The organism is Lysobacter oryzae DSM 21044, assembly GCF_059568595.1.
Genome location: NZ_JCANTQ010000008.1, coordinates 688,975 through 714,147, shown reverse-complemented (window position 1 = coordinate 714,147; position 25,173 = coordinate 688,975). Strand labels below are relative to the sequence as shown.

At 67.5% G+C, this 25,173-nt stretch carries 24 protein-coding genes and 1 tRNA gene; 12 read left to right on the top strand and 13 right to left on the bottom strand.

All coding sequences use genetic code 11. The features are described from left to right. Nucleotides 1–3: 3 nt before the first annotated feature. Together hisC and aroA are read left to right on the top strand one after the other, a co-directional pair. Complete coding sequence (hisC, locus tag BP05_RS03490) at nucleotides 4–1,167, top strand: histidinol-phosphate transaminase (protein ID WP_496360448.1); 1,164 nt, start codon at nucleotides 4–6, stop codon at nucleotides 1,165–1,167. After that, nucleotides 1,164–2,477, top strand: a complete 1,314-nt coding sequence (gene aroA / locus BP05_RS03485) for a 3-phosphoshikimate 1-carboxyvinyltransferase (RefSeq protein ID WP_496360447.1) — start codon at nucleotides 1,164–1,166, stop codon at nucleotides 2,475–2,477. The genes hisC and aroA overlap by 4 nt, the downstream gene beginning before the upstream one ends. A gap of 49 nt (nucleotides 2,478–2,526) precedes the next feature. Here the strand turns inward: aroA and BP05_RS03480 are convergent, their stop codons facing one another. Continuing rightward, on the bottom strand, nucleotides 2,527–3,159 hold the full coding sequence (locus BP05_RS03480; RefSeq protein WP_496360445.1) for an energy transducer TonB: 633 nt from the start codon (nucleotides 3,157–3,159) through the stop codon (nucleotides 2,527–2,529). A 124-nt stretch (nucleotides 3,160–3,283) separates the two neighbouring features. On the opposite strand from BP05_RS03480, the gene serS reads away from it, so the two are divergent. Continuing rightward, complete coding sequence (gene serS / locus BP05_RS03475) at nucleotides 3,284–4,579, top strand: serine--tRNA ligase (RefSeq protein ID WP_496360443.1); 1,296 nt, start codon at nucleotides 3,284–3,286, stop codon at nucleotides 4,577–4,579. Nucleotides 4,580–4,678: 99 nt separating this feature from the next. Here the strand turns inward: serS and BP05_RS03470 are convergent, their stop codons facing one another. Then, the gene (locus tag BP05_RS03470) at nucleotides 4,679–5,260 is read right to left on the bottom strand and encodes an FMN-dependent NADH-azoreductase (RefSeq protein WP_496360441.1); all 582 of its coding nucleotides are present in this window, start codon (nucleotides 5,258–5,260) and stop codon (nucleotides 4,679–4,681) included. 115 nt (nucleotides 5,261–5,375) lie between these two features. Here BP05_RS03470 and BP05_RS03465 point away from each other — a divergent pair, with 115 nt between their 5' ends. After that, complete coding sequence (locus BP05_RS03465) at nucleotides 5,376–6,410, top strand: LysR family transcriptional regulator (protein ID WP_496360645.1); 1,035 nt, start codon at nucleotides 5,376–5,378, stop codon at nucleotides 6,408–6,410. Nucleotides 6,411–6,462: 52 nt separating this feature from the next. Next, a tRNA-Ser gene (locus BP05_RS03460) sits at nucleotides 6,463–6,552 on the top strand. Nucleotides 6,553–6,660: 108 nt separating this feature from the next. Here the strand turns inward: BP05_RS03460 and BP05_RS03455 are convergent. Genes BP05_RS03455 through BP05_RS03435 form a run of 5 tightly spaced genes read right to left on the bottom strand, consistent with a single transcriptional unit; the run spans nucleotide 6,661 to nucleotide 10,416 of the window. Continuing rightward, complete coding sequence (locus BP05_RS03455) at nucleotides 6,661–7,368, bottom strand: hypothetical protein (protein ID WP_496360643.1); 708 nt, start codon at nucleotides 7,366–7,368, stop codon at nucleotides 6,661–6,663. After that, entirely contained in the window at nucleotides 7,368–7,838 is a 471-nt protein-coding gene (locus tag BP05_RS03450) for an MFS transporter (protein WP_496360439.1), read from the bottom strand. The genes BP05_RS03455 and BP05_RS03450 overlap by 1 nt, the downstream gene beginning before the upstream one ends. Nucleotides 7,839–7,842: 4 nt before the next feature. After that, the gene (locus BP05_RS03445) at nucleotides 7,843–9,291 is read right to left on the bottom strand and encodes an FAD-dependent oxidoreductase (RefSeq protein ID WP_496360437.1); all 1,449 of its coding nucleotides are present in this window, start codon (nucleotides 9,289–9,291) and stop codon (nucleotides 7,843–7,845) included. A 12-nt stretch (nucleotides 9,292–9,303) separates the two neighbouring features. Next, the gene (locus tag BP05_RS03440) at nucleotides 9,304–9,843 is read right to left on the bottom strand and encodes an arsinothricin resistance N-acetyltransferase ArsN1 family A (RefSeq protein WP_496360436.1); all 540 of its coding nucleotides are present in this window, start codon (nucleotides 9,841–9,843) and stop codon (nucleotides 9,304–9,306) included. A gap of 42 nt (nucleotides 9,844–9,885) precedes the next feature. Next, nucleotides 9,886–10,416, bottom strand: coding sequence for a MarR family winged helix-turn-helix transcriptional regulator (locus BP05_RS03435; protein WP_496360434.1), 531 nt, complete (start codon nucleotides 10,414–10,416; stop codon nucleotides 9,886–9,888). A 222-nt stretch (nucleotides 10,417–10,638) separates the two neighbouring features. On the opposite strand from BP05_RS03435, the gene BP05_RS03430 reads away from it, so the two are divergent. After that, nucleotides 10,639–11,475 carry a methyltransferase domain-containing protein gene (locus tag BP05_RS03430; RefSeq protein WP_496360432.1) on the top strand — a complete coding sequence of 279 codons (837 nt, stop codon included), beginning with the start codon at nucleotides 10,639–10,641 and terminating at the stop codon, nucleotides 11,473–11,475. 117 nt (nucleotides 11,476–11,592) lie between these two features. Then, the gene (locus tag BP05_RS03425) at nucleotides 11,593–13,017 is read left to right on the top strand and encodes a coniferyl aldehyde dehydrogenase (protein WP_496360430.1); all 1,425 of its coding nucleotides are present in this window, start codon (nucleotides 11,593–11,595) and stop codon (nucleotides 13,015–13,017) included. A 3-nt stretch (nucleotides 13,018–13,020) separates the two neighbouring features. Here the strand turns inward: BP05_RS03425 and BP05_RS03420 are convergent, their stop codons facing one another. After that, nucleotides 13,021–13,923 carry a M28 family peptidase gene (locus BP05_RS03420; RefSeq protein WP_496360428.1) on the bottom strand — a complete coding sequence of 301 codons (903 nt, stop codon included), beginning with the start codon at nucleotides 13,921–13,923 and terminating at the stop codon, nucleotides 13,021–13,023. Nucleotides 13,924–14,066: 143 nt separating this feature from the next. On the opposite strand from BP05_RS03420, the gene BP05_RS03415 reads away from it, so the two are divergent. After that, nucleotides 14,067–14,714, top strand: coding sequence for a response regulator (locus BP05_RS03415; RefSeq protein WP_496360426.1), 648 nt, complete (start codon nucleotides 14,067–14,069; stop codon nucleotides 14,712–14,714). A gap of 59 nt (nucleotides 14,715–14,773) precedes the next feature. Here BP05_RS03415 and rne read toward each other — a convergent pair whose 3' ends face one another. Continuing rightward, nucleotides 14,774–17,866 (bottom strand): ribonuclease E, encoded by a 3,093-nt coding sequence (gene rne / locus BP05_RS03410; protein ID WP_496360641.1) that lies wholly within the window; start codon nucleotides 17,864–17,866, stop codon nucleotides 14,774–14,776. A 580-nt stretch (nucleotides 17,867–18,446) separates the two neighbouring features. Between rne and BP05_RS03405 the strand changes: the two genes are divergently transcribed. Beyond that, the gene (locus BP05_RS03405) at nucleotides 18,447–19,409 is read left to right on the top strand and encodes an RluA family pseudouridine synthase (RefSeq protein ID WP_496360424.1); all 963 of its coding nucleotides are present in this window, start codon (nucleotides 18,447–18,449) and stop codon (nucleotides 19,407–19,409) included. A gap of 34 nt (nucleotides 19,410–19,443) precedes the next feature. Here the strand turns inward: BP05_RS03405 and BP05_RS03400 are convergent, their stop codons facing one another. Beyond that, nucleotides 19,444–19,884, bottom strand: coding sequence for an energy transducer TonB (locus BP05_RS03400; RefSeq protein WP_496360422.1), 441 nt, complete (start codon nucleotides 19,882–19,884; stop codon nucleotides 19,444–19,446). Nucleotides 19,885–19,893: 9 nt separating this feature from the next. Then, nucleotides 19,894–20,235: a 4a-hydroxytetrahydrobiopterin dehydratase gene (locus BP05_RS03395; protein WP_496360420.1), complete on the bottom strand. Its 342-nt coding sequence runs from the start codon at nucleotides 20,233–20,235 to the stop codon at nucleotides 19,894–19,896. 188 nt (nucleotides 20,236–20,423) lie between these two features. Here BP05_RS03395 and BP05_RS03390 point away from each other — a divergent pair, with 188 nt between their 5' ends. Continuing rightward, nucleotides 20,424–21,017 carry an NfuA family Fe-S biogenesis protein gene (locus BP05_RS03390; protein ID WP_496360418.1) on the top strand — a complete coding sequence of 198 codons (594 nt, stop codon included), beginning with the start codon at nucleotides 20,424–20,426 and terminating at the stop codon, nucleotides 21,015–21,017. 134 nt (nucleotides 21,018–21,151) lie between these two features. Further along, a complete protein-coding gene (locus BP05_RS03385) occupies nucleotides 21,152–22,741 on the top strand; it encodes a hypothetical protein (RefSeq protein WP_496360416.1) in 1,590 nt (529 codons plus the stop codon). A gap of 66 nt (nucleotides 22,742–22,807) precedes the next feature. Here BP05_RS03385 and BP05_RS03380 read toward each other — a convergent pair whose 3' ends face one another. Both BP05_RS03380 and BP05_RS03375 read right to left on the bottom strand, forming a co-directional pair. Next, entirely contained in the window at nucleotides 22,808–23,251 is a 444-nt protein-coding gene (locus BP05_RS03380; protein WP_496360414.1) for a c-type cytochrome, read from the bottom strand. A gap of 11 nt (nucleotides 23,252–23,262) precedes the next feature. Then, nucleotides 23,263–23,655, bottom strand: a complete 393-nt coding sequence (locus tag BP05_RS03375; protein ID WP_496360412.1) for a c-type cytochrome — start codon at nucleotides 23,653–23,655, stop codon at nucleotides 23,263–23,265. Nucleotides 23,656–24,026: 371 nt separating this feature from the next. On the opposite strand from BP05_RS03375, the gene BP05_RS03370 reads away from it, so the two are divergent. Beyond that, complete coding sequence (locus BP05_RS03370) at nucleotides 24,027–25,166, top strand: efflux RND transporter periplasmic adaptor subunit (protein ID WP_496360410.1); 1,140 nt, start codon at nucleotides 24,027–24,029, stop codon at nucleotides 25,164–25,166. Nucleotides 25,167–25,173 lie beyond the last annotated feature (7 nt).

Here is a 25,173-nt window from a genome sequence, read left to right as displayed (position 1 = left end):
GCGATGAAGCAAGACGTCAGCAAGGCCACCGCGGCCACGGCGCCGAAGGACGAAGCCTGGTTCGCGGCGCGCGCGTCGCGCGGCGTCCAGGGCCTGCGCGCCTACGATCCCGGGCACGACCTGGTCGCGTTCCGGCGCAAGTTCGGCGACGGCCTGGTGGAACTGGGTTCCAACGAGAATCCCTACGGTCCTTCGCCGGCCGCGCGCATGGCGATCCTCGACCAGTTGCATTCGCTGCACCGCTATCCCGATCCGCTCGGGCTCGACCTCAAGCGGGCGCTGGCGGCCAAGCATGGCGTCGAGGTCGAGCGGATCCTGCTCGGCAACGGCTCGCACGAGCTTTTGATGCAGCTGGCGCAGGTGTTCGCGGGGGAGGGCGACGAAGTCGTGTTCTCGCGCTACGGCTTCGCGGTGTTCGCCCTGGCGACGCAATGCGCCGGCGCCACGGCGCGGGTGGTCGATGCGCTGCCGCGCGACCATGCGGCCATGCCGCTGGGACACGACCTCGACGCCATCGCGGACGCGATCACTCCCGCTACCCGGCTGGTGTATGTCGCCAACCCCAACAACCCAACCGGCACCTGGTTCGGACGCGATGCGCTGACCGCCTTCGTCGCACGGATTCCCGACGAGGTCATCGTGGTGTTCGACGAGGCCTATGCGGAAATGGCCGACGCGCCGGACTACGCCAGCGCGCTGCCGCTGCTGGCGCGCCATCCGAACCTGGTGGTCACCCGCACCTTCAGCAAGGCCTACGGCCTGGCCGGATTGCGGGTCGGCTATCTGCTGGGCGCCCCCGGGCTGGTCGCGGTGATGGAGCGGGTGCGCGAGAGCTTCAACGTCAACGGCCCCGCACTCGCGGCCTGCGAGGCGGTGCTGGACGACCAGGCACACCTGCAATGGTCGCTGGAGCGCAACCGCACCGAACGCGCCTGGCTCGCCGCCGCGCTGGAACAGCGCGGCTTGCGGGTGTTTCCGTCGCAGACCAACTTCGTGCTGGTCGAATTCGGCCCGAACACGGCGCTCATCGAAGCCGCCCTGATCGCGCAAGGCGTCGTGTTGCGCCCGATGGGTGGTTACGGACTGGGCGACTGCCTGCGCATCACCATCGGCACCCATGACGAGAACCTGCGCCTGGTTGCGGCGCTGGACAAGGTGATCGGATGAGTTCCCAAGCGCCTGCGCATTGGACCGCTGCCCCGGGAACGCCCCTGTCCGGGAGCGTGCGCGTACCCGGCGACAAATCGGTCTCGCACCGAGCGGTGATGCTGGGAGCGATCGCGGAGGGCACCACGCGCATCCGCGGGTTCCTCGAGGGCGAGGACACCCGTGCCACGGCACGGGTGTTCGCGCAGTTGGGCGTGCGCATCGAAGCGCCCAGTCCGGGCGAACGCATCGTCCACGGCGTTGGACTGCACGGTCTTCGCGGCGTCGATGTGCCGTTGGACTGCGGCAATGCCGGGACCGGCATGCGCCTGCTCGCAGGATTGCTGGCGGCGCAGGACTTCGACAGCATGCTGGTCGGCGACGAGTCGCTGTCGAAGCGGCCGATGCGGCGCGTGATCGATCCGCTCGCGGCGATGGGGGCGCGCATCGAAAGCGAGCCGGGTGGCTTGCCACCGTTGCGGATCCGCGGCGGCTCGCGCCTGCGCGGCGTCGAGATTGCGACGCCGGTCGCCAGTGCGCAGGTGAAGTCGGCGCTGCTGCTGGCCGGCCTGTACGCCGGCGGCGAGACGTCCGTCCGCGAAGCGCACCCGACTCGCGACTACACCGAGCGCATGCTCGCCGCATTCGGCTGGCCGATCGACTTTGCCCCTGGCTTCGCCAGGTTGAGCGGCGGGCATCGGCTCAGCGCAATCGATGTCGACGTGCCGGCGGACTTTTCGTCGGCCGCATTCTTCATCGTAGCCGCAACGCTGGTCCCGGGTTCCGAATTGCGCGTGGAAGCCGTCGGCATGAATCCCCGCCGCACCGGACTCCTCGCTGCGTTGCGAGCCATGGGCGCCGACATCCGCGAGGAGAACCGCCAGGAGCAGGGCGGCGAACCCGTCGCGGATGTGGTCGTACGCCATGCGCCGCTGAAGGGCATCGACGTACCCGCGCAGATCGTGCCGGACATGATCGACGAATTCCCGATCCTGTTCGTGGCCGCGGCGTGCGCCCAGGGCCGAACCAGGGTCAGCGGGGCGGCGGAACTGCGCGTCAAGGAATCCGACCGCATCGCGACGATGGCTGCCGGCCTGCGGGCGCTCGGCATCCAGGTCGAGGAAACGCCGGACGGCGCGGTCATCGAGGGCGGGTGCCTAACAGGCGGTGCGGTCGACAGCCTTGGCGACCATCGCATCGCCATGAGTTTCGCCGTGGCCGCGCAACTGGCCGAAGGGGACGTGGTCATCAACGACGTCGCCAATGTCGCGACGTCGTTTCCAGGCTTCACCGACCTCGCGTGGCAAGCGGGCATGAACCTGCGCGGATGACCGCGCTTGCCGGGCACGCCGAGTTTCTGGCGGATGTCGCTGGCGCCGGTCAGTTCTTGAAGGTGATCGGCACCTGCACGCGGCCGCTGGTCGCGCGCCCATCGGCCATTGCCGGCCGGAACCGCCAGCGCCGCACCGCGTCCACTGCCGCGCGGTCCAGGTAGCGCGAGCCGCTGCTGCGTGCGACCTCGACCGATGACGGGACGCCATCCGGTCCGACTTCGGCGCTGACCATCACCGTGCCCTGTTCGCCATTGCGCAGCGACTGGCGCGGGTACTCCGGCGCGGGCGTCGATACCGGCTGCGGCAGAGAAGTGGCGACCGGCGCGGCTGGCCGCGGCGATGGTGCGGGTGCAGCCGGCGGCGCAGGCGGAGCCGTTTCCACGAGACGGGGCTGGCCGTCCTCATCCGTTGCGGGTGCCGGCTCCGGAACGTTGCTGACATCCGCCGAACCGCCTGCGACCGGTGCGGGTAGGGGTGCGTACTGGGGAGGCGCGGCGGTCGGGGCGGCCGGGCCCGCGCGGTAGAAGTCGCTGTCGCCGCCCCGCCAGACCAGCAGGAACAGGAGCAGGCCGAGCGCGAACGCGCCCAGGATCCACAGTAACGCCCGGCGCGAGGGCAGCCAGGCTGCGAAATCGACGGAACGGTGGGGCGGCTGCGACGCGGCGGGGCTGTTGGTCATCGGCGGGAGCGGTCGAGGGACGTGCCGATGGTGACCCGCGGCTTGTTAATAATTGGGCAATCATCGGAACAAGCCTGCGATAATCGCGAGCTTCGTCACCTCTGTCCGACTACTTCCCGACGCCATGCTCGACCCCGCCCTGTTGCGCCAGAACCCTGCCGAACTCGCCGCGCGCCTGCGCGAGACCCGCGGTTACGACGTCTTCGACTCCGCCGTGCTGGAAGCGCTCGAGAGCGAACGCAAGCAGATCCAGGTCCGCACCCAGGAATTGCAGAACCTGCGCAACACGCGCAGCAAGGCGATCGGCCAGGCGAAGGCCAAGGGCGAGGACGTCTCGCCGCTGATGGCCGAGGTGGCCGGCTTCGGCGAAGAGCTGAAGGCATCCGAGCAGCGGCTTGAAGCGATCCGCGCCCACATCGAGGCGATCGCGCTGGCCATCCCGAACATCCCGCACGAATCCGTGCCGCTGGGCCAGGACGAGACCCACAACGTCGAGCAGCATCGCTGGGGCGCGCCGCGGTCCTTCGAATTCGCGGTGAAGGACCATGTCGAACTCGGCGCCCGCAACGGCTGGCTCGATGGCGACACCGCCGCCAAGCTCAGTGGCGCCCGCTTCACCGTGCTGCGCGGCTCGTTGGCGCGCCTGCACCGCGCGCTCGCGCAGTTCATGCTCGATCTGCACACCGGCGAACACGGCTACCAGGAAACCAACGTTCCGCTGCTGGTCAATGCCGATTCGATGCGCGGCACCGGCCAGCTGCCGAAATTCGAGGAAGACCTCTTCGCCACCACGGTGGGTGAGGGCGAGCATGCGCACAAGCGCTACCTGATCCCGACCTCCGAAGTCCCGCTCACCAACATCGTCCGCGACGACATCGTCGAAGCCGACGCGCTGCCGCTGCGCATGACCGCGCACTCCATGTGCTTCCGCGCGGAGGCCGGCAGCCACGGTCGCGACACGCGCGGCATGATCCGCCAGCACCAGTTCGAGAAGGTCGAGCTGGTGTCGATCGCCCGACCGGAGGAAAGCTACGCCGAGCACGAGCGCATGACGCGCTGCGCGGAAGTCGTGCTCGAGAGGCTCGGCCTGCCGTACCGCCGCGTGCTGCTGTGCACGGGCGACATGGGGTTCTCGGCGACCAAGACCTTCGATCTGGAGGTGTGGCTGCCTTCGCAGGACACCTATCGGGAGATCTCATCCTGCTCCAACTGCGAGGCATTCCAGGCGCGCCGCATGCAGGCGCGCTGGCGCAATCCGGCCACCGGCAAGCCGGAACTCGTGCACACGCTCAACGGCTCCGGCGTGGCCGTGGGCCGCGCGCTGATCGCGGTGATGGAGAACTACCAGAACGCCGATGGGTCGATCACCGTGCCCGAGGCGCTGCGTCCGTACATGGGCGGGGCCGATCGCATCGCCTGATCGGCGGCAGGCTTGAACAAAAGGAACGGGCCCGCAAATGCGGGCCCGTTGCGTTTCCGGCGCAGGGGAGGGCGTGGAAACGCGGGGACGAGTTGCAGCTCAGGCGGCCTCGCGCAGCGGTGCCTGGATCGCGGCCTTGGCCCCGGCGAGGGCGTCAGCGCGATGCTGCGGCGAGTACGCCACGCCTTCGGCACGCACAAACTCGATGTCGCTGATGCCGAGGAAACCGAACACCTGGCGCAGGTAGGCCTCCTGGAAATCCGCCGGGCTGTTGTCGCCGTAGATGCCGCCGCGACCGCTGGCGATCACCATGCGCTTGCCCTTGGCCAGGCCTTCCGGGCCGCTCTCGGTGTAGCGAAAGGTACGGCCCGCGACGGCGACGCGGTCGATCCAGGCCTTCAATGTCGAGGGCACGCTGAAGTTGTACATCGGTGCGCCGATCACGATCACGTCGCTGTCCAGGAACTGCTGGAGGGCGCTCTCGCCCGCGTCGGCTACGGCCGGGTCGGCCTTGGCCAGCACCGGGCCGGTCAGGTGCGGAAGGGGCTCGGCGTCCAGGTCGCGGTACGTGACCTGCAGGCCAGGCGCAGCGTCTTTCCAGCGTGCCACTATGGCGGTCGTGAGTTCGCGGGTTACGGAGCCGGCGCCAGTGGCGGCGGAATCGATATGCAGCAGTTTCATGGGCCTTCCCGGATCGATGCGGCAGGTGCCGCGTTGGGGCGTACTTTCCACTGTTGCGATATTGGGATAAAGCTGGTCTAATATCACTGACTGTTCTGATTGCGGGATGATCGTCATGCAGGACCTCAACGACCTCTATTACTTCGCCGCCGTCGTCGACCACCAAGGCTTTGCGGCCGCGGAGCGCGCGCTGGGCATTCCGAAGTCGCGCCTGAGCCGTCGCATCAGCCAACTCGAAACCGACCTTGGCGTGCGCCTGTTGCAGCGCTCGACGCGCCGCTTCGCCGTCACCGAAGTCGGCCACAGCGTGTACCGCCATGCGCAATCGATGCTTGCCGAGGCGCAGGCGGCACGCGAAGTCGTCGATCGACTAAGCGCCGAGCCGCGCGGGGTCATCCGCGTGAGCGTGCCGGTGGGCATGGCGCAGCAGCAGATGCCCAAGCTGCTTCCGGAATTCCTCGCCAAGTTCCCGCAGGTACGCGTGCAGTTGCACGTGAGCAATCGCCGCGTCGACATCATCAACGAGGGCATCGACGTCGCGCTGCGCGTACGCAACCGCCTCGACGACGACGGCAGCCTGGTGATGCGCAACTTCGGCCAGATCCAGGAACTGCTGGTGGCCAGTCCCGGCTATCTCAAGCGCATGGGTCGTCCGGTCAACCCCGACGATCTCGCCCAGCACGTCACCCTGAGCATGAACGAGGACGAGGCGCACCAGCGCTGGGAACTGCACGGCCCCAACGGTGAAGTGCGCCGCGTGGAGCTCAAGCCGCGCGTCGCCGGCTTCGATTTCCCGATGCTGATGGCGCTGGCCACGCAGGGCGTGGGCATCACCATGCTGCCGGAAACCGTCTGTGCCGAAGCGGTGCGCAACGGCGAACTCGAAGTGGTGCTGCCGCACTGGCGCCTGCCGCAGGGCATCTTCCACGCCGTGTTTGCGTCACGCCGCGGCCTGTTGCCGGCGGTGCGGGTGTTCATCGACTTCCTCGCCGAACGCGTGCCGCCGCTGGTGGAAGCCGCACGCCTGCAGTGTGGCGACATCCCGGGCCCATGCCCGGATGGCGTCAAGAAGGGCGGCGCGGCCAAGGCGGCCACTTCCAAGGAAAAGCCAGCGCGCAAGCCGCGCGAGCACACCGCCGAGCCGGCGTGAGAGAATGCGCCCCGCGCTGCGGGGCGTGCGCCGCTGTCGCCGCGAAGACAACGGAAGTGTGGCCGAGCGGTTTAAGGCACCGGTCTTGAAAACCGGCGTGGTAGCGATACCACCGTGGGTTCGAATCCCACCGCTTCCGCCATCCGCTCTCGGTTGCTGAGTTGAACCCGCAAATGGTTGGTCATCGCTGCCGTGCGCTGCTGGTTGCCGGTGGGCGGAGACTAATTCCATCGAAGGCTGGCGTCGCCGGTCAGGAGTCTTGGATCAGATGCGGCGGGATAGGAATCGTCCGCGCCGAAATGATGGTCAAGGCCAATAGGCCGCCTGCTGCGGCGAGCACGGCGGCTGATCCCATCCACTGGGACGCGGCGGCCGCGAGCACCGGCCCGGTTGCGCGGGCGAATCCTTGGCTTCGTGCCACTTCGCCGTTCCATCGGGCAGCGCGCGCGGTGCCGTAGAGCGACTGGATCATCCAAGGACGCGCAAGCGTGTGCAGTCCTGCACCCAAACCGAAAGTGAGCACCCCAATCGCGACCCAGCCCGCGGCGTGGGACGCGACGACAATGAACAGACCAGTGGCCTGCAGGTAGATGGGACCGGTATTCAGCGCGCGGATGTTGGCAGTCTGGTGGCCTCGTAGAAGCCAGATGCGGCCGGGCAATTGCGCCAAGCCGAGTCCCGCGAGAATCACAGCTGCGACCCCAGGCGGCGTGCCGCGCTCCACCATGAGCGGAATCAGCAGCGTGGTGAGCGCCATGGCTGCCAAAGTGCCAGTGGAGAATACGAACACCAGGCGCGCCAGGTGTTGCGGCCAGGGTTCACCGCTCGATTCACGCTTCGGCGCGCCGTTGTTATCGGGTGGCAGGTGAGGCAGCACGTGCCGTTCCATGACCGCCGCCGCAGCCATTACGGCACCTGCGCATAGCCAAACCGTCGCGCGCCAGTCCCAGCGATCGATTACCAGCGAAAGCGTCGGCAGGAAGATGGTGCTGGCCAGTCCCCCATGACCGTCACGGTGGCCAGGGCACGCAAGCGCTCGTAGTCGAGGGGCATGGCCTTGGTGACCAGGGCAAACGCCGATTCGTACAGAAGCATCGCCATGGCGATGCCGATGCAAGCCCAGCCCGCGTACAGCACTGGTGCCGAGTGCGCGAGGGCCACGGTGGAGAGGCCGGCCACGGCCAGTCCGGCGCCAAGTCGGGTAACCCGCGCGGCGTTGCCGGCATCCAGCGCGCGTCCGATAGCCGGGGCCGCGACGGCCATCGCGCACAGCCCGACGGAAAACGCCCCCGCAACGGCAGCACGCGTCAGCCCCAGATCCGATTCCATCGGGACCAACAGCACCGAGAAGCTGTAGTAGAGCGTCCCCCACAGGACGCACTGACAGCCTCCCAGCAGCCACACCGCCCGGCGCTGTTGGTTCTCCATCGGTTTAGCCGCAGCAACTCGCGGAAACCGCCTTGGGCGCCGCCGGACCGCAGCCGCAGCCAGTCTTGCCCCCCGCCTTGGCCTGTTCGTCCTCAACGCAACACGCCGTAACGTCGCTTTGCGCAGGGCCGCCGCAGCAGCGGGCAGTCGAGGCGACTGCGGCGGGAGGTGTGTCGCAGCACGTGGCCGAGCCTTCAGCCGCGTCGTCTTCGGCGAACTGGGTAATGCACACACCAGTTTCAGGGAGCACCAGCTCGACTCGGCGGGCCGCCTCCCAGTCGCCTGCGATGGCCGCAACGACCGAGCGCACCTGCTCGTAGCCCGTGAGCAGCAGGAATGTCGGGGCACGACCGTAGCTCTTCATGCCGACGATGAAGATGCCTGCATCCGGATGCTTGAGCTCTTCCGCGCCGTGGGGACGCACGCTGCCGCAGCTATGTTGGTTGGGGTCGATCAGGGGCGCCAGGGCAAGGGGCGCCTGCGTTCCGTGATCGAGCGCAATCCGGAGTTCGGACAGCACGCCCAGGTCCGGCCTGAAGCCCGTGGAGGCGACGATCTCATCCACCGGGGCAATCGACTTGCCGTCACCGTGCGCCACGATTCCAGCCTCAGTTGCGACCAGGCGATCCAGGTGGAAGCCGGTGGTCACGTTGAGCACGCCTTCTTCCACGAGCTTGGCAATGGTCAGGCCCAGCCGGCCCCGTTCCTTGAGCTGGTCGTGCTCGCCGCCGCCCAGAACACGGTGCAGGGAAGGTCGGCGGATAGCCCACTCGATCCTCATGCCTGGCGCTTGCCGGGAGAGGCGCGCGAGGTCGCTCAGAACGTTGAAGGCCGAGTGCCCGCTTCCCACCACGAGGACGCGCTTGCCGGCGTACCTCTCGCGGTGTGCCGTCAGCACATCGGGCATCCCATAGAAAATTCGATCCTGCAGCGAACGCTCGCCCAGGGCCGGGACGCCCGAGGCTCCCATGGGGTTGGGCGTCTCGATGGTGCCCGATGCGTCGATCACCGCCTGTGCCAGCACTTCGTGCTCGCCGTTGGCATCTTCGTAGCGCACCACGAAGGGCACGTCGTTGCGCTGGGCGTCCTTCATGCGGTCGCGCCGTTGCTTGGTCACGACGACGACACGGGCACCGGTCCGCAGATGCAGCCGGATTTCCGGCGTTTCGGCGAGCGGCTTCAGGTAGCGCTCGACGACCTCGCCGCCGGTGGGGAATTCCGCCGACCCCGGCGCATTCCAGCCGTGCTTCGCCAGCAGCGCACCCGCAGCGCGGTCGACCGTGTACTCCCACGGCGAAAACATCCGCACGTGGGCCCATCGCAACATGCCGGCGCCGACAGACGCCCCGGCTTCGAGAATCAGTGGAGTCAGGCCGCGCTCCAGCAAGTGTGCGGCAGCGGCGAGCCCAACCGGGCCGGCGCCGATGACAACGACGGGAAGTGCAGGATTCATTGCAGGTGCTCCTCAGGCGATGGCCGCGGCCGCATCGGCCGCTGCGGATTCTTGGATGTTCTCGGGGATGAGCCGTTCGACAATCACCACGTCCAACCAACGACCATCGAGTTGGCCGTGTTTTTCGTAAGTGCCCACTTCGCGGAAGCCAACCGAGCGGCACAGGGCGCGGCTGGCAGTGTTGAAGGGGAATACGCGGGAAAGGAGTTTCCAGTAGCCCAGGGTCCGGGCTGACTCCATCAGGCCGGTGAGCAACAGCTTTCCGATCCCTTGTCCACGCGCATCGGAGGCCAGGTACACCGAGAATTCGCCGATGCCCGCGTAGCAATCACGCGGGCGATAGCTGCTCAGGCCGGCCCATCCAAGGACGCTGCCGTTTGGAGCGACCGCCACGAGCAAGGGAAATCGGTCGATGCGTGCGAGCCGGTCGGCGATGTCCTGCGAGGTACGGGGTACGGTCTCGAAGGTGGCTGCGCGCTCGGCGATTCCCTGGTTGTAGATCGCGGCAATAGCGTTCGCATCACGGGGGAGGGCGGAACGAATCTGGATCATCATTTCACCTGTTGGTAGTGACAACTAAAGTCCCAAAAAAAATCAGCGGCACTTGCCCTCGGTACCGCACGCTGGCGCACACGATCCGACGCTGACGCCTGCCACGAAGCGGTTCTGTGCAGCTCTCGCCAGGCGACGAATGATCTCCGTCGCACCCGATCGGAGATCCGGATCGAGGTCGCGGAGAATTTCCACCTGTTGGGCGATCAACTCGCTGTTGATCTGTTCGTAGAGCTTGCGGCCTTCCTTGGTGACGCGCAGGGATACGGCCCTGGCGTCCTGCGGATCGGGCAGTCGTTCGACGTACGCCTTGCGGACGAGCGCGTCGACAACGCGGGTGGTCGTGCTCTTGTCGAGGCGCAACGCCTCTGCAAGCGCTTGGCTGCGGCTGGGCCCGTGCTCAACGAGTACTTCCAGCGCATAGCACTGGGTGACCGAAATGTCGTAGCAGCAGATCTTGTCGCGATCGCGGAACTGGTAGATGCGGACGAGGTCGGACACTGCCGCATGCAACGCCTGCGCGTCCTCATGCAAGGCGCCGTGGTCAGGATGCTTGGCGGCAGGCTTGGTCATGGGGATCTCTGTAGTTGGCAGTAGCAACTATATGCCGCCGCCGCTGGGCCCGTCAACACCGGTGCCAGGCATGCGCCCACGAAGCCAGGCGCGGGCTACTCCCACTGCAACTAGAATTGGGCGAAGGGGAAAGACTGGATTGCGCCCGTGCGCTGGCAGATCTTCCGCGCACCGCGACAGGCTGCGGGAAGAATTCACACGGCCAGGAGGACCAGCCACTAAATGGATCACGCTGACGAAACTCCGGACTACTGGCTGCCGTTTCCGCACGACGACCTGGCGTTGCGCGTCGCCGTGCTGCATGCCCAGCGGCGCGAACTGCAGGAAGCCAGGGCCGAGGGTGAAATCCAGGCCGTTCGCCGCGCGATTGCAGCGGCTTTCATTTCCGGGCACGGGATAGAGGTAGGCGCGGGCTCGCGTCCGTTCCCGGTCCCTGATGGCGCCAAATGCTTCTACGGCGACGTCCGCGACGAAGGCGAACTGGCTACCTACTTCGGCACCGACAATGTCAGTTTCACGGGCAGGCTTGATGCCCAGACACTCGACGGCGTGCCTCTGCAGTCGCTGGATTTCGCCATATCCGCGCACGTGATCGAGCATCTTTTCGATCCGCTCGGGAGCATCCGCGCCACGATCGAGCGCCTGAAGCCGGGCGGTGTGTTCCTGCTCGTGGTGCCTGAGTTGAGCAAGACCTGGGATCGCCGCCGCCCTCCGACTACCGTGGAGCACATGGCGGCGGACCTGCTCGACAGGGGTGAAAGCACCCGCCTGCAGGCCTACGTCGAACACTTCCGGTACGTCGCCCCCGAACTCGACGCCGCGGTCCCCGAGGAAGAGATCGACCGCCGCGCTCGCGAGACCATGGCCATCGGCCACGACATCCACGTGCATGCATGGCGCGCCGAAGACTTCCGCGCGATGCTCGACTACGCCGCGTCCCGTTTCGGGTTCGAGGTGGTGGTGCAGGTTCCGTCTGGCAACGAGAACCTCTTCGTCCTGCGCCGCTGCAGCCCGCCGGGCCTGGCCCGGCGAATGGGCCGCTTCCTCACGGGCGTGTAGCTACCCGGGGTGGTACGCGGGCGGCCCCTAACGGGCCCGCAGACCAGCCGACGCGAGGCGGTGCCGGTCTGGCACGCATCCGCCATACTTCCGCGTAGGTTCCATACGAGGCCCTGCATGGACATCGCCGCCACCACGCCCGTTGAAGATCTCGCTCCCACGTTGCAGCGTCTGCGACAGGCCTGGCTGCGCCGGCGTCCCGACGCTGCGCAACGTCGCGATGACCTGCAGCGGCTACGCAAGGCTTTCCATGCGCGACTGGATGACATGGCCGCGGCCGTCAGCGCGGATTTCGGCCAACGCTCCACCTACGAGACCCTGTTGGCCGATGGCATGGCGGTTCTCACCGAGATCGATCACATGCTTTCCCACCTGCGCCAATGGATGCAGCCGCAACGGCGTCGCGTCGGCTGGCGGTTGTGGCCGGCGCGTGCGGAGGTCCGCTACGTTCCAATGGGCGTCGTCGGCGTGATCGCTCCCTGGAACTACCCCGTGAACCTGGCCCTGGTGCCGCTGGCCACGGCGATCGCGGCCGGCAATCACGTTTACCTGCGACCTTCCGAGCACACGCCGCGCACGAGTGCGTTCCTGCGCGAACTGCTGGCTGAGGTCTTTCCGGCCGATCGGGTGGCCATCGCGCTGGGCGGCGCGGACGTTGCCGGGGCATTCGCGGGCTTGCCATTCGACCACCTGCTGTTCACCGGTTCGACCGCAGTGGGCCGCAAGGTGATGGCAGCCGCGGCGCCGAATCTCACTCCGGTCACGCTCGAACTTGGCGGCAAGTCACCGGCGGTGATCAGCATGGACGCGCCGATGCACACGACGGCATCGCGCCTGGCTACCGGAAAGCTGTTCAACAGCGGACAAACCTGCATCGCACCTGATTACGTTTTCGTACCGCGTGCGCGCCGCGCGGCGCTGGTGCAGGCACTGCGGGAAGAGGTGGGCCGGCGCTACCCGGACATCGATACGAACCCCGACTATGTGCACGTCGTCAATGACGGTCACTACCGGCGTCTGCGCGGCTACCTCGACGACGCGGCGGCGCGCGGAGTGGAGGTCATTCCCCTTGCGCAGCTGAAGGATCCGGCGCGCGCAGAATCGCTGCAATTGCTGCCGCCCACGCTGGTGCTCGAGCCTGGCGACGATGCGGCGATCATGCAGGAGGAAATTTTCGGCCCGGTTCTCGTCATCAAGAGCTATGACGACCTGGATGAGGCGATCGCCTACATCAATGCACACGACCGGCCGCTGGCGATGTATCACTTCTGCAACAACCGCGCTGAAACCGAGCGCCTGCTCGCGAACACGGTCGCTGGCGGGGTATGCATCAACGAAACCCTGCTGCAGTACGCCTGCAACAACCTGCCGTTCGGCGGGGTGGGCGCGAGTGGCATGGGCCATTACCACGGGCGCGACGGTTTCGTGACTTTCAGCAAGGCGATGCCGGTGCTGCGCCAGGCGCGCTGGACCTTGTCGGACCGGTTGAAGCCGCCGTATCGCGGCTTCCCGGCCAAAGTGATCAAGCTGCTGTTGCGCTGATCGTCACTGCGAGGCCACCGGCGCGTTGACGGCCTCCGCATCCCAGCGACGCAGTGCGGCCTCGACGGCATCGACGCCGCGCACCGCCGCGTTGGCGTCGACCTGTTCCAGGGTGTCGCCGTCGGTATGGATCACCTGCATCACCTTCGGCATTTGGGCCGGGGTCTTGCCGGCATAAGCATCCAGGATGCCGGTGATCTCGTCACTGCCGATCAGCGAGTAGGACACCGCCGGCCATCCGGACTTGAGGAAGGCGAGGTGGTCGGTAGGCGGATACTGTTCACCTGCGGACAGCTTGAGGCCGTTCGCACGCGTCGCATCCTTGCTGGCGCGCGCCAGCGCGCCTTTTGCATCCGGCGTCATCATCCACACCGTATCGCCCCAGGCGAACACGTCGAAATTGACGTACAGCGCCGGCTTCGCGTTCCCGGCGGCGACATAGGCCTTGGAGCCGAGCAGGCCCTTTTCCTCCAGGTCCCAGAACGCGACCGCGAGGCGGTGGTGGGTCAATGGCTTCGCCTTGAAGCGTGCGGCAAGCGCGAGCACGGTCGCGCTGCCCGAGGCGTTGTCGGTGGCGCCTTCGCCCTTGCTCACCTGGTCCGAGTGCGCACCGAGCAGCAGCAGCGGCGCAGTGCCATCGCCGCTCACGTCGGCAAGGATGTTGCTGCCATGTTGCCCGTCGATCTCGAACGGGCTGTTCCGCCAGCGGATGCCCAGCGTATCTAGGCGCTTTCCGATCGCCGTGCGACGGCCCTGCGCCGGATCTGCGTCGGCGATGCTGGCGACGTCCTGCATCCACGCCGTGGCGGCTGGCGAGGCCAGCGTGCCGGCTTCGTGGGCGGGACGCAGGCAACCGGGCAGTGCGAGCACGCAGGCGAACAGGGGGAAATGCAGGTTGCGGCGCATGGCGATCCGGGCAGGACTTCAGAGGATGCGAGTGTGCTATGCCCGGAAGCGGTTGTCTCCCGGTACGCCGGCTTGTTGCGCAGGCCAAGGTCGCCGCGCTAGCCTCGCAACTCAAGGAGTTCCACCCAACAACGAGGCCAAGGATGACCATTCGCGTCTTTATCGTGGACGACCACGCCATCGTGCGCACCGGCATGCGCATGATCCTGTCGACGCAGACCGACATCGAAGTGATCGGTGACGTGGACACCGGCGAGGCGGCGCTGCCGCTGATCCGGCGGCTGAAGCCCGATGTCGTACTGTGCGACCTGCACCTGCCCGGCCTCAGCGGCCTGGAAGTTACCGAGCGCATCACGCATGGCGGCGAGGGGCCGCGCGTGATCATCGTTTCCGTGCTCGAGGATGGCCCCATGCCCAGGCGCCTGCTCGAAGCCGGTGCATCCGGCTACGTTGGCAAAGCCGGCGACCCGCAGGAACTGATCAATGCGATCCGCGATGTGGTGCGGGGCAAGCGTTACCTAGCCAGCACGGTCGCACAACGCCTTGCCCTGTCCGGTATCGGCGGCACCGCCACGCCCATCGACGCGCTCACGTCGCGCGAGTTGGAGGTCGGCCTGCTGCTGGCCCAAGGCATGCGCCAGAACGACATCGCGCAGCGGTTGAGCCTGAGCGCCAAGACCATCAACACGCACAAGTCGCGGCTGTTCGGAAAGCTGGGCATTGGCGACACGATCGCGCTGGTCCGTAAGTTCCGCCAGCACGGATTGCTGGATCCGGCGCTCGCAACCTAGTGGCCGGCAGCGCCAAAAAAAACGGCCGCATCAGCGGCCGTTTCTTCTTGGGGCCTGCATCAGGCCCGCTGCTCACCGTTGTCCTGTCCGGCGCCCTTGGTCGCGGCGTCGGCTGGGGAGGGCGAGATCGGCTGGGGCACGTCGTCGAACAGGCCCGCGGTGCGCGGCAGTTCCTCAACCGGCAATTGCGAAGAGGCTGTCGCAGCAGGCTCCTCGTCGATGCCAACCGCGGCAGTGGTTGCCGGCTCGACTTCGGCGCTCACATTCGCGACGACGTGGCCGCTGTCCCCTGGCAGCGTGTTGGTAAGCGCGCTGGAGTCACCTGAGGTCTCGTCGATATCGATGACGATGTCGGTGATCGTTTCGGGTTCCACTGGCTCTGGCGCCGGAACGATGGCGGGTTCGATTGCCTGCTCGTTGACCACGACCGCCGGCTCCACCCGTCCGCTCGGCGTCACCACGCTGTCGGTGGCCTCGCCGATGGCAGGGGTCGGCTGAACGTCGCTGATGACTTCCGCTGCGACGTCTGCGGGCGTCTTCCGGGCAGAGGCAGCGGACTGCGCGGGCGCCGTTGCGGGCAGCGCTTCGATGGCGGTCGCGACGGCCGCCGCCAAGGGCGCTGCGGCGAGCGGTGCCGGCTTGGCCTTGGCGGGAGCGACGTCGTCGAACTCGAACTCCGGCTGCGCGCGCGGGCCTTGCGCGGGCGAAGCGGCCTCGTCGAATTCCGCGAAAGGCTCGTCGCCATCCTCCGCATCGGCATCGTCGCCGTGCATCAGGTCGTCGAAGGAGCCGGCGTCGCCGCCCTCAGCACCGGCAAGGCCGGCGGCTTCGCCGGCGGCACCGCCACGACGACGACGGCGTCCGCCACGACGACCGCGACGGCGGCGGCCGGTGCCTTCGCCTGCCGCTTCCGGCGTGGTGGCTGCCGCATCGGCCGCGACCGGAGTTGCCTCGGTCTGGGCGGATGCGAGGTTGTCCGCGGCAACGCTCGCCGCGCTGACTACCGCGACGGGAACACCCGTAACCAGCTCCGGCGCCACCGCTGCCGGCATTTCGGTCTTCACCGGCTCCGGCTTGGGCTGCTGCTGCCTGGGCGGCTGCTGATCTCGCGGCGGACGCTGCGCCTGCTGCTGGGCGCGCTCTTCGTTCTGCGGGCGCTGCGCGTTCTGCTTCTGTTGCTGCTTCGGCTGCTCCAGCTTCTGTTCCTGCTTCTGCGCTGGCTGCTGCTTCGGTTGCGCCTGTTGCTGTTGTTTGGGCTGTTGCTGTTGGCTGCGGCGCTCGTCGCGACGCTGCTCATCACGGCGTTCGCGACCCTGCTTGCCGTTGCGGCGTTCACCGTCGCGGCGCTGGTTGCGGTCGCCACGACCCTCCTGCGAACGGCCCTGTTGCGTGCGCTCGGCGAGGGTGGGTTCCACCGTGATTGGCTTGCTGCCGCGGAAGAAGCCGAGGATGCGGTCCACGATGCCGACCGACGGCTGCGGAGCGGCGACCGGCGCCGGAGCGGCGGCCACCGGCGCGACCGGCGTTTCGCGCATTTCGCGCGGCTCGCGCAGCGGCGCGGGCGAGGCCGGCTTGACGTTGGTGACGGCGGGCAGGGCGGGGATGTTGAGGTGGGCCTTGGTCAGCGCATGCGTCGGCAGCTTGCGCGGCGTGCCGCGGTGGTAGCTGGGCTTGCTCGATTCTTCGCCGAGTTCGTTTTCGCGGATGCGGGTGACTTCGTAGTGCGGCGTGTGCAGCTGTTCGTCGGCGACGATCACGATCGGCGAGTCGTGGCGCTTCTCGATCTCGCTGAGCGCGCGGCGCTTTTCGTTGAGCAGGTAGTTGGCGATCTCGGTCGGGGCCTGCACCAGCACCTGGCCGGTGTTCTCCTTCATCGCGTGTTCTTCAGCCAGGCGCAGGATCGACAGCGACAGCGATTCCACGCTGCGCATGCGCCCATGGCCTTCGCAGCGCGGGCACACGATCTGGCTGGATTCACCCAGGGACGGACGCAGGCGCTGGCGCGACATCTCCATCAGGCCGAACCGCGAGATGCGGCCTAGCTGGACGCGGGCACGGTCCTGCTTGAGGGCGTTCTGCAGGCGGTTCTCGACTTCGCGCTGGTGCTTGTTCGACGCCATGTCGATGAAGTCGATGACCACCAGGCCGCCGAGGTCGCGCAGGCGCAGCTGGCGGGCCGCTTCCTCGGCCGCTTCCAGGTTGGTGTGGAAAGCGGTTTCCTCGATGTCGCCGCCCTTGGTGGCGCGCGCCGAGTTCACGTCGATCGCGGTCAGGGCTTCGGTCTGGTCGATCACGAGGGCGCCGCCGGAGGGCAGGCGGACTTCGCGTTCGTACGCGTTCTCGATCTGGGATTCGATCTGGAAGCGGTTGAACAGCGGCGTGTCGTCGGTGTAGTGCTTCAGCTTGCGCTGGTTGTGCGGCATAACCTGCTCGACGAACTCGCGGGCCTCGGCGTACATCTCCGGGGTGTCGACCAGGATTTCGCCGATGTCCGGGCGCATGTAGTCGCGCAGGGCGCGGATGATCAGGCGCGATTCGGCGTAGATCAGGAACGGGGAGGGCTTGGTGAGCGCGGCTTCGGCGACCGCCTTCCACACCTGCAGCAGGTAGTCGAGGTCCCACTGCAGCTCTTCGGCATCGCGGCCGACGCCGGCGGTGCGGATGATCACCCCCATGTCATCGGGGATGGTGAGCTTGTCCATCGCTTCCTTGAGCGCGGCGCGGTCGTCGCCCTCGATGCGGCGCGAAACCCCGCCGGCGGTCGGCGAGTTCGGCATCAGCACCATGTAGCGGCCGGCCAGCGAGATGAACGTGGTCAGGGCGGCGCCCTTGTTGCCGCGCTCTTCCTTGTCGACCTGGACGACGATTTCCTGGCCTTCGCGCAGCAGTTCCTTCAGGCCGGCCTTGTTGTGGTCGACGCCCGGCTGGAAATAGTCGCGGGAGATTTCCTTCAGAGGCAGGAAGCCGTGGCGTTCCGCGCCGTAATCGACGAAGGCGGCTTCGAGGGAGGGTTCAAGACGGGTGATCTTGCCCTTGTAGATGTTCGACTTCTTCTGTTCCTTCGACGGCTGTTCGATGTCGATGTCGTACAGGGTCTGGCCGTCGACGATGGCGACGCGCAGTTCTTCCGCCTGCGTCGCGTTGATCAGCATTCGCTTCATTGTTGCGTCCTCACGCGCTTGACCCCGCCCTAAGGCAGGCCGCGCGGAACGCCGTGGGCGTTTCGCCTCTGGATACCGCAAGCCGACTGGCGCTGGGCAACATCTCATAGATGTGCTCGGCTGCCGAGGTGGCTGACCGCGCGTCGCACGCGCCGTCGGCTTCAATTTCCAGCGCTACGACACCACGGCAGACCGCGGGAGCGCTTATTCGTTTTCTGTTCCTTGAGGCCGGCGACCGTGAAGCCGGAACCGTGGGCAGGCAAGCCGGCCTCTGCCGTTGCTCGCTCCTGCATTACCGCGTTTCCAACTCCCGTCGCACGGGGCGTTGTTCATCTCGCGGCGGTTTGACCCGCCGGGCGGGAACCAGTTCCGCCGGGCCGTCGCTGCTAACATGGCTGCCCCCAGGGCAGTGGTCAGGCGCGGACCGGATCGCAGGAGCGGGGCTTTCGGCCCCATGGCCTCAAAAGCAACTGCTTTTGAAGCCCGCCTCTCCGGATCACCGGGGGTTGTGGCAACTCCAGCGAAATCAAAACCTTATCTCGCGCCCTCAGTGTAGCAGATCACTCATCCGATGACCCGTTCAGACACTTCCGCCGCGCCCACGCCGGGCGCCCGTACCGTTCGCGTGCCCGACGACCGCGACGGCCAGCGCCTCGACAACTTCCTGCTGGGCCAGCTCAAGGGGGCCCCGCGTTCGCTCGTGTACAAGCTGGTCCGCTCGGGCCAGGTCCGGGTGAACGGCGGCCGCGCGAAGGCCGAACGCAAGCTGGCGGCGGGGGACGAAGTGCGGATCCCGCCGGTTCGTCTCGGTGAGGTCAGCGACAAGGGCTCGCCGCCGGCCGGCTTCCTGAAGGCGATGGAGGCGGCAATCGTGTTCGAGGATGCCCGCCTGCTGGCCCTTAACAAGCCCTCCGGCGTGGCCAGCCACGGCGGCAGCGGCATCTCCTTTGGCGCGATCGAGACCATGCGTGCCCTGCACCCGGGGCAATCGCTGGAACTGGTCCATCGCCTCGACCGCGATACCTCCGGCCTGCTGATCATCGCCAAGAAGCGTTCCGCCCTGACGGAGTTGCAGGCACTGATGCGCGAGGAAGGCGGCATCACCAAGCGCTACCTGGCGCTCCTCACCGGCCGCATGCCGGATGGGGTGATGACGGTCGATGCCCCCTTGCACATCGGCCTGCGCCAGGGCGGCGAGCGCCATGTGCAGGTGAATGCGGCAGGCAAGGCCTCAGTCAGCCACTTCAAGGTGCTCGAACGTCGCGGCGGCCAGTCGTACTGCGAAGTGCGCATCGAGACCGGCCGCACCCATCAGATCCGCGTACACGCCCAGCACATCGGTCATCCGATCGCGGGCGACGACAAGTACGGCGACGCCGATGCGAACAAGCGGTTGCGCGAGCAGGTCGGCCTGAAGCGCCTGTTCCTGCATGCCTCCACGCTGGAGTTCGCGCTCGATGGCGGCAAGGCGCCGTACCTGCTGAATGCCCCGCTGGTGCCGGAGCTGATCGACGTGCTGGATCGTCTGGGCTGAAGCCAGCGACCGGCCGAGACGCCGTCTTCTGCGGCTAGAGGTACTGGTTGCACTCGTCCGGAGGCGGATTGGGCGGGGTGAACGTTACCGGCACCTGCAGCTTGCTGGTCGTCGGTTTGCCGCGCACGGTGGCGGGGCGGAATTTCCATTCGTGCACCGCCGCGATCGCGGCGTCGTCGAGAGTCTTGTTCCCGCTGCTCGCCGCCAGGTCGATCCTGACCGGATAGCCGTTCGCCGCCAGCGCGACGTTGAGTACCGTGGTGCCGCCGATCTGCCTGCAGGCCAGTTCCGGCGGGTAGTTGGGAGGCGGGGTGTCCTGCGCCATCGGCTGGGTTGGAGCGGGTGGGGCCGGTTCCTGTGTTGGTGCGTCCTGCTGGCAGCCGGCGAGGGTTGCCCAGAGCGCCAGCGCCACCCACGCCCCTGCGCGGTGACGCGGCTTGCGTTCGCGATTGTCGGATGCAGGCAGGCAGGCCATGGGTTGCTCCTAGCGCATCAGGGCTTCGGTCTTCGCGGCGCAGATGAAGTCGTTTTCACTCAGGCCGCCCACGTCGTGCGTGGAGAACCGGACCACGCAACGGTTGTAATGGACGCCCAGGTCCGGATGGTGGTCCTCGTGATGGGCCATGTAAGCGAGCGCGTTCACGAACGCCATCGTCTCGTAGTAGTTGCCGAAGCCGAACGTCTTGGTGATCGCATGGCCGTCTTCGATCACTTCCCAGCCAGGGACTTCCGGCATGAGCTCGCGCACGCGCGCCGCGCTGAGCTTGTGCTCGCTGCCGCGGCGGGGCAGGCAGTGGGCTTGGGCAAGGGGGACGAGATCGCTCATGGTTACCTTCCAGGGCTGGAACGACAGGCGCGCGCCGCATGAACGGAAGCGCATCGGAATTTGTCGTAGGGTAGGCACGCGGCGGCTTAAGGCCGCGTGGACCCCGGTAGAATAGCCCGGCGCTCCACATTTCCGAATCGCCACCGGGCAGCGGTCCTCGCGCCCCGGTCGGGTTCCACAAGGCCGCAATGATCAACATTTCCGAGTCCGCCCAGAATCATTTCCGCAAGCTGATCGAGCGCGAAGCGCTTCCAGGCCTGGGCGTGCGCCTGGCGGCGGTCAATCCTGGCACCGCTCGCGCGGACGTACGGCTGGAATTCGTCGAGCCCGGGGACCTGCAAGGCGATGAATGGGCGGTGGACTGCGAGGGTTTCACCCTGTGGCTCGATGCCGCCAGCACCGGCTACCTGGACGGCGCCGAGATCGACTACGAGACCCGCGCCACCGGTGGCCAGTTGCAGATTCGCGCACCGAAGATCAAGGGGCAGGCGCCGGCGGATTCGGCGTCGCTGGTCGAACGCGTACGTTGGATCATCGACAACGAGATCAACCCGCAGCTTGCCGCGCACCGCGGCAACGTGGCGCTGCAGGAAGTGACCGCCGATGGCGTGGTGGTGCTGCGCTTTGGCGGCGGTTGCCACGGCTGTGGCATGGCGGATGTGACCCTCAAACAGGGCATCGAGAAGACCTTGCTTGAGAAGGTGCCCGGCGTGACGGCGGTTCGCGATGCGACCGACCACGAGACCGGTGCCGCGCCCTACATCCCGCGAGACGCGGCGTAGGCGGGCCGCGGCGCTTGTTCACCGCCGCTGACCTGATCCTTGCACTGCAGCGACGGCTGCAGCTCGTAGACCCTCATCTCCTTCGCCGCCCGCCAGGCGAGTTTCCGCCCGGTTGGAAGCGCTGGTTCGAGTCCATGTCCGCGCGCGCCGGCGCGATCACCGGTGCCACGGCGCAGGCCATCGTCGACGTGCTGGCGCTGCGCCCACTGGCCGAGCGTCCACGGCGCAGCGGCGAGCTCACGCGCTGGCAGGCGTTCAACACGTTGTGGCGGCAGGACTGGCATGCACCCGAGCCGGAAGATCGCAAGGTGCGCTGGTTCGCCGGCGTGTTCAGTGCGCTGTGGCACATCGTCTTCGGCATTCTCCTGCTGTGGTTCTGGTACACCCAGTCGCTGTACGTCGAAGAGGCCACCAAGCGGCGCGGCGAGGACGTCGTGCAGATCGAATTCGTCGGCCGCGGCGCGCCGGAGGAAGTCGGCGGCGGCGATACGCAGCAACCGGAGCAGGCGCAGGAAGCCCAACCCGCATCCGTGCCGGAACCGACGGCGGCTGCGCCGACCGAACCGGAGCCGGCGCCCTCGCGGCCCGAGCCGCCGAGTCCCGCGCTCGCGCAGCCAGTCGTCGAAGCGCCGCTTCCGGAGGTGCCGCAACGCGAAGTCCCCGAGCCGCAGGTTCCGCCTACGCCGCCAGTACAGCAGGCCGTTGCCGTGAGCGCGCCCACTCCAGACAGTTCGGATTTCGTGCTGACGGCGCCGACGCCCCGCATCGCGCAGCCGCAGATCCGGCCGCCGGAGCTCAACGTGCCGACAACCCCGATGCAGGCGATCGAGGTGCCCGAACCGGTCCAGCCGATCCGCCGCGAAACCGTCCAGAGGCCGATCGCGGCGCCGCAGGTGGAGGCGCGTATTCCGCAGGTGGCCCAGCGCGAAGTCGCGGTTCCAATTGAACGGCCGCAGCTTCCGAGAGTCGTGGCGCCCAGCGTTACGCAACCGACCGTCCGGATCCCCGAAGCCGCCGTGCGCACGCGCGACGTTCCCGCGCCGGCAACGCCTTCACCGTCGACGGCGACCTCGCAGTCGGCTACATCGCTGTCGCCGCCTCCCAGTTCGACCTCGGCAGCGAGCACCGGTAAGTCGGCCGCGACGGCTCCCGGTGCCGCCGCTGCCCGATCCACCGGCACGACCCCGTCGACGGCGGCAGCGGGGCAGGGTCCCAAGCCGATGCCCGCTCCGGGCGGCTTTCCCACGCCAGCCAAGTCCGATGATTGGGGCGCATCGACGCGCAACGTGCCCGGCGGGCAACGCGGCGAACCCCATGGCCTCTACGACTCGGAGGGCGGCCCGCGGCTCGGCGAGCAACCGGTCAATACCGGACAGCCGCCCGGCACGCTCGACGACCGCATCGTCGATCTCGATCGCTCCGGCACCTGGCTCAAGCGCAAGCCGACCGACTACGTGCCGACGACGTTCGACAAGTACTGGCGGCCGAACGAGACGCTGCTCGCCGAGTGGGTGCGCAAGGGCATCAAGAAGATGGCGATCCCGATCCCCGGGACCAGCAAAAAGATCCAGTGCGTGGTCTCGATCCTGGCCTTGGGCGGCGCCTGCGGCATCTCCGATCCCAACCTCAACGATCAGCCTGCGGAGGCGCGGCCGCCACCGGATATTCCGTTCAAGCCGGAGTTGCAGGAAGACAACAGCAGCGTGAAGCCGGCCGGCGGTTAGACGAGTGCGCGCATCGGCAACAAAAAAGGCCCGCCAATGGCGGGCCTTTTTCCAAACACGGTGCTGTTACTCGACGCCGTGCAGGTCGCGCAGGTTGCCGGCGCGCGAAGCGAAGTAGACGGCGAGGTCGGCGATCTGCTGGTCGGTCAGGCCGGCGGCCTGGCTCGACATGAGCGCGTGCTCGCGCTTGCCGTCACGGTAGCCCTGCAGCGAGTGGGCGATGTAATCGTCGTACTGGCCGGCAAGCTTCGGGTATGTGGCGTCGATCGGAGCATTGCCCTCGGCGCCGTGGCAGTCCACGCAGGCCTGGCCGGTCTTGGCGTTCTTGGCCCGGGCCAGCTTCTCGCCGGCGGCAAGATCGCCGGCCGGGAGGCCCGCCGACGACGACTTGGCTTCGTGCGCGCCTTCCTCGGCCACTGCGCCTTCGGCGTTGGCTTCCTCGGACTTGCTGCAGCCGACCAGGGCGACGGCTGCGGTGAGCAGGGCGATGGCGAGAATCTTCTTCGTCATGGGATGGCTGCTCACTTCAAGGTCGACAGGTAGGCGGCGATGTTGGCGATGTCCTGGTCAGAGAAGCTCTGCGCCTGGGCCTGCATCGTCGGGTGCTTGCGGGTGCCCTTCTTGTATTCGGTCAGGGCGTTGAGCAGGTACTGCTCCGACTGGCCGCCGATGCGAGGCACGTGGTAGCTAGGGTAGGCGTTCTTGTAGCCGGTAATGCCATGGCAGCCCTGGCAGGTGTAGGTGAGCTGCTTGCCAGCGCCGGCATCGCCCTTGATGGCCGGGGCGGCGGCAGCGGCGGCCGCGGCAGGTGCGGGCGTCGCCGCGGTGGTGGTGGCCGGGTCCTGCTTCGGTTCGTCGGCAAAGGCGACGGCCGTGGTCAGGGCGAGGCAGGCGGCGATCATCAGCGGTCGCATCATGTAATCCGCACTCTCGTAAGGCTGTTGTTGGTGGAATCGGGTTGTGCGGCCGCTCCGTTGTCCCCGGAGGCGCACAAGTCGGCAAGTATAGCGGTGCGTGCCGATCCGACGAAATGTCGCAGTCAGCCGGCTGCGAAACCATGCAACCGGACCGCCCCGTCCCGCATCCATGTCACTACCGCCGCGGCAAACGTGGAGGCCCGCGTGCGGCCGACCAGCCGATGCGCGGGCTCCGTGGCGGCAGTCACCATGACCTTCGGCGGATGGCTGCTGTACAGGCAGGTGATATACCTACATACAACACCGGCATACAGCCAGAAGACAGCCGGGAAACGCCGTTCAACCGCTTGCCCCCAGGGACCGATTCCATGCGCCAGACCCCATTCCGCCCGACCTTTTCCAAGGTGCCCGTCGTGTTGACCAGCCTGCTGGTGGCCGGGGCCCTGGCCCTGACTGCCTGCAAGGGTGGCGGCGGCGAGGCCGCCGCCGATGGCAAGGATCCGAAGAAGAAGGGACCGGAAGCGATTCCGGTCGAAGTCGCCCAGGCCTCGCGCCGCGCGGTTGCCGCCAGTTACACCGGCACGGCGCCGCTGGAAGCCCGGGCCGAGGCCCAGGTGATCGCCAAGGTGTCCGGCGTCGCCCTGCAGGTGCTGGTCGAGGAAGGCCAGTACGTGCATGCCGGCCAGACCCTGGTCCGCCTCGACTCCGCCCGTACCGCCCTGGTTGCCGCGCAGAGCGCCGCGCAACTCCGCAAGCTCGAGGCAAATTACGCCCGCTCGCGCCAGCTCGCCGACCAGAAGCTGATCAGCGCCAACGACAACGACCAGTTGCGCTACGACCTCGAGAACGCGCGGGCCGCCAACAAGGCCGCCAACCTCGAACTCGAGTACGCCAATGTCACCGCGCCGATTTCCGGCGTGATCGCATCGCGCTCGATCAAGTCGGGCAACTTCGTGCAGATCAACACGCCCATCATGCGCATCGTCGACGTGTCGCGCCTGGAGGCCGTGCTGAACGTCCCCGAGCGCGAACTGGCGACGCTGAAATCCGGCCTGCCGGTACAGCTCGCGGTCGACGCGCTGCCCGGCAAGACCTTCACCGGCAAGGTTGACCGCGTCGCGCCGGTGGTGGATTCGGGCAGCGGCACGTTCCGCGTGGTCTGCGCCTTCGCTGACGGCGCCGCGCTGCGCCCGGGCATGTTCGGCCGCATCAAGATCGACTACGACCAGCGCGCCGACGCGCTGGTGGTGCCGCGCGCGGCACTGCTGGAAGACGAGGCCGACCCGGCCGTGTTCGTCGTGCGCAACAAGAAGAGCGCCCGGGTGCCGGTCAAGCTGGGCTACATGGACGGCGAATGGGCCGAAGTCCGCAGCGGCATCAAGCAGGGCGACCAGGTGGTGATCGCCGGCAAGTCCGCGCTGCGCGACGGCACCGACGTGCAGGTGATCGGCAAGCCGGGCGCCAAGGCGGAATCCGCTGCTCCCGCGACCGCCACTGCGCAGCGCTAACCGGAGG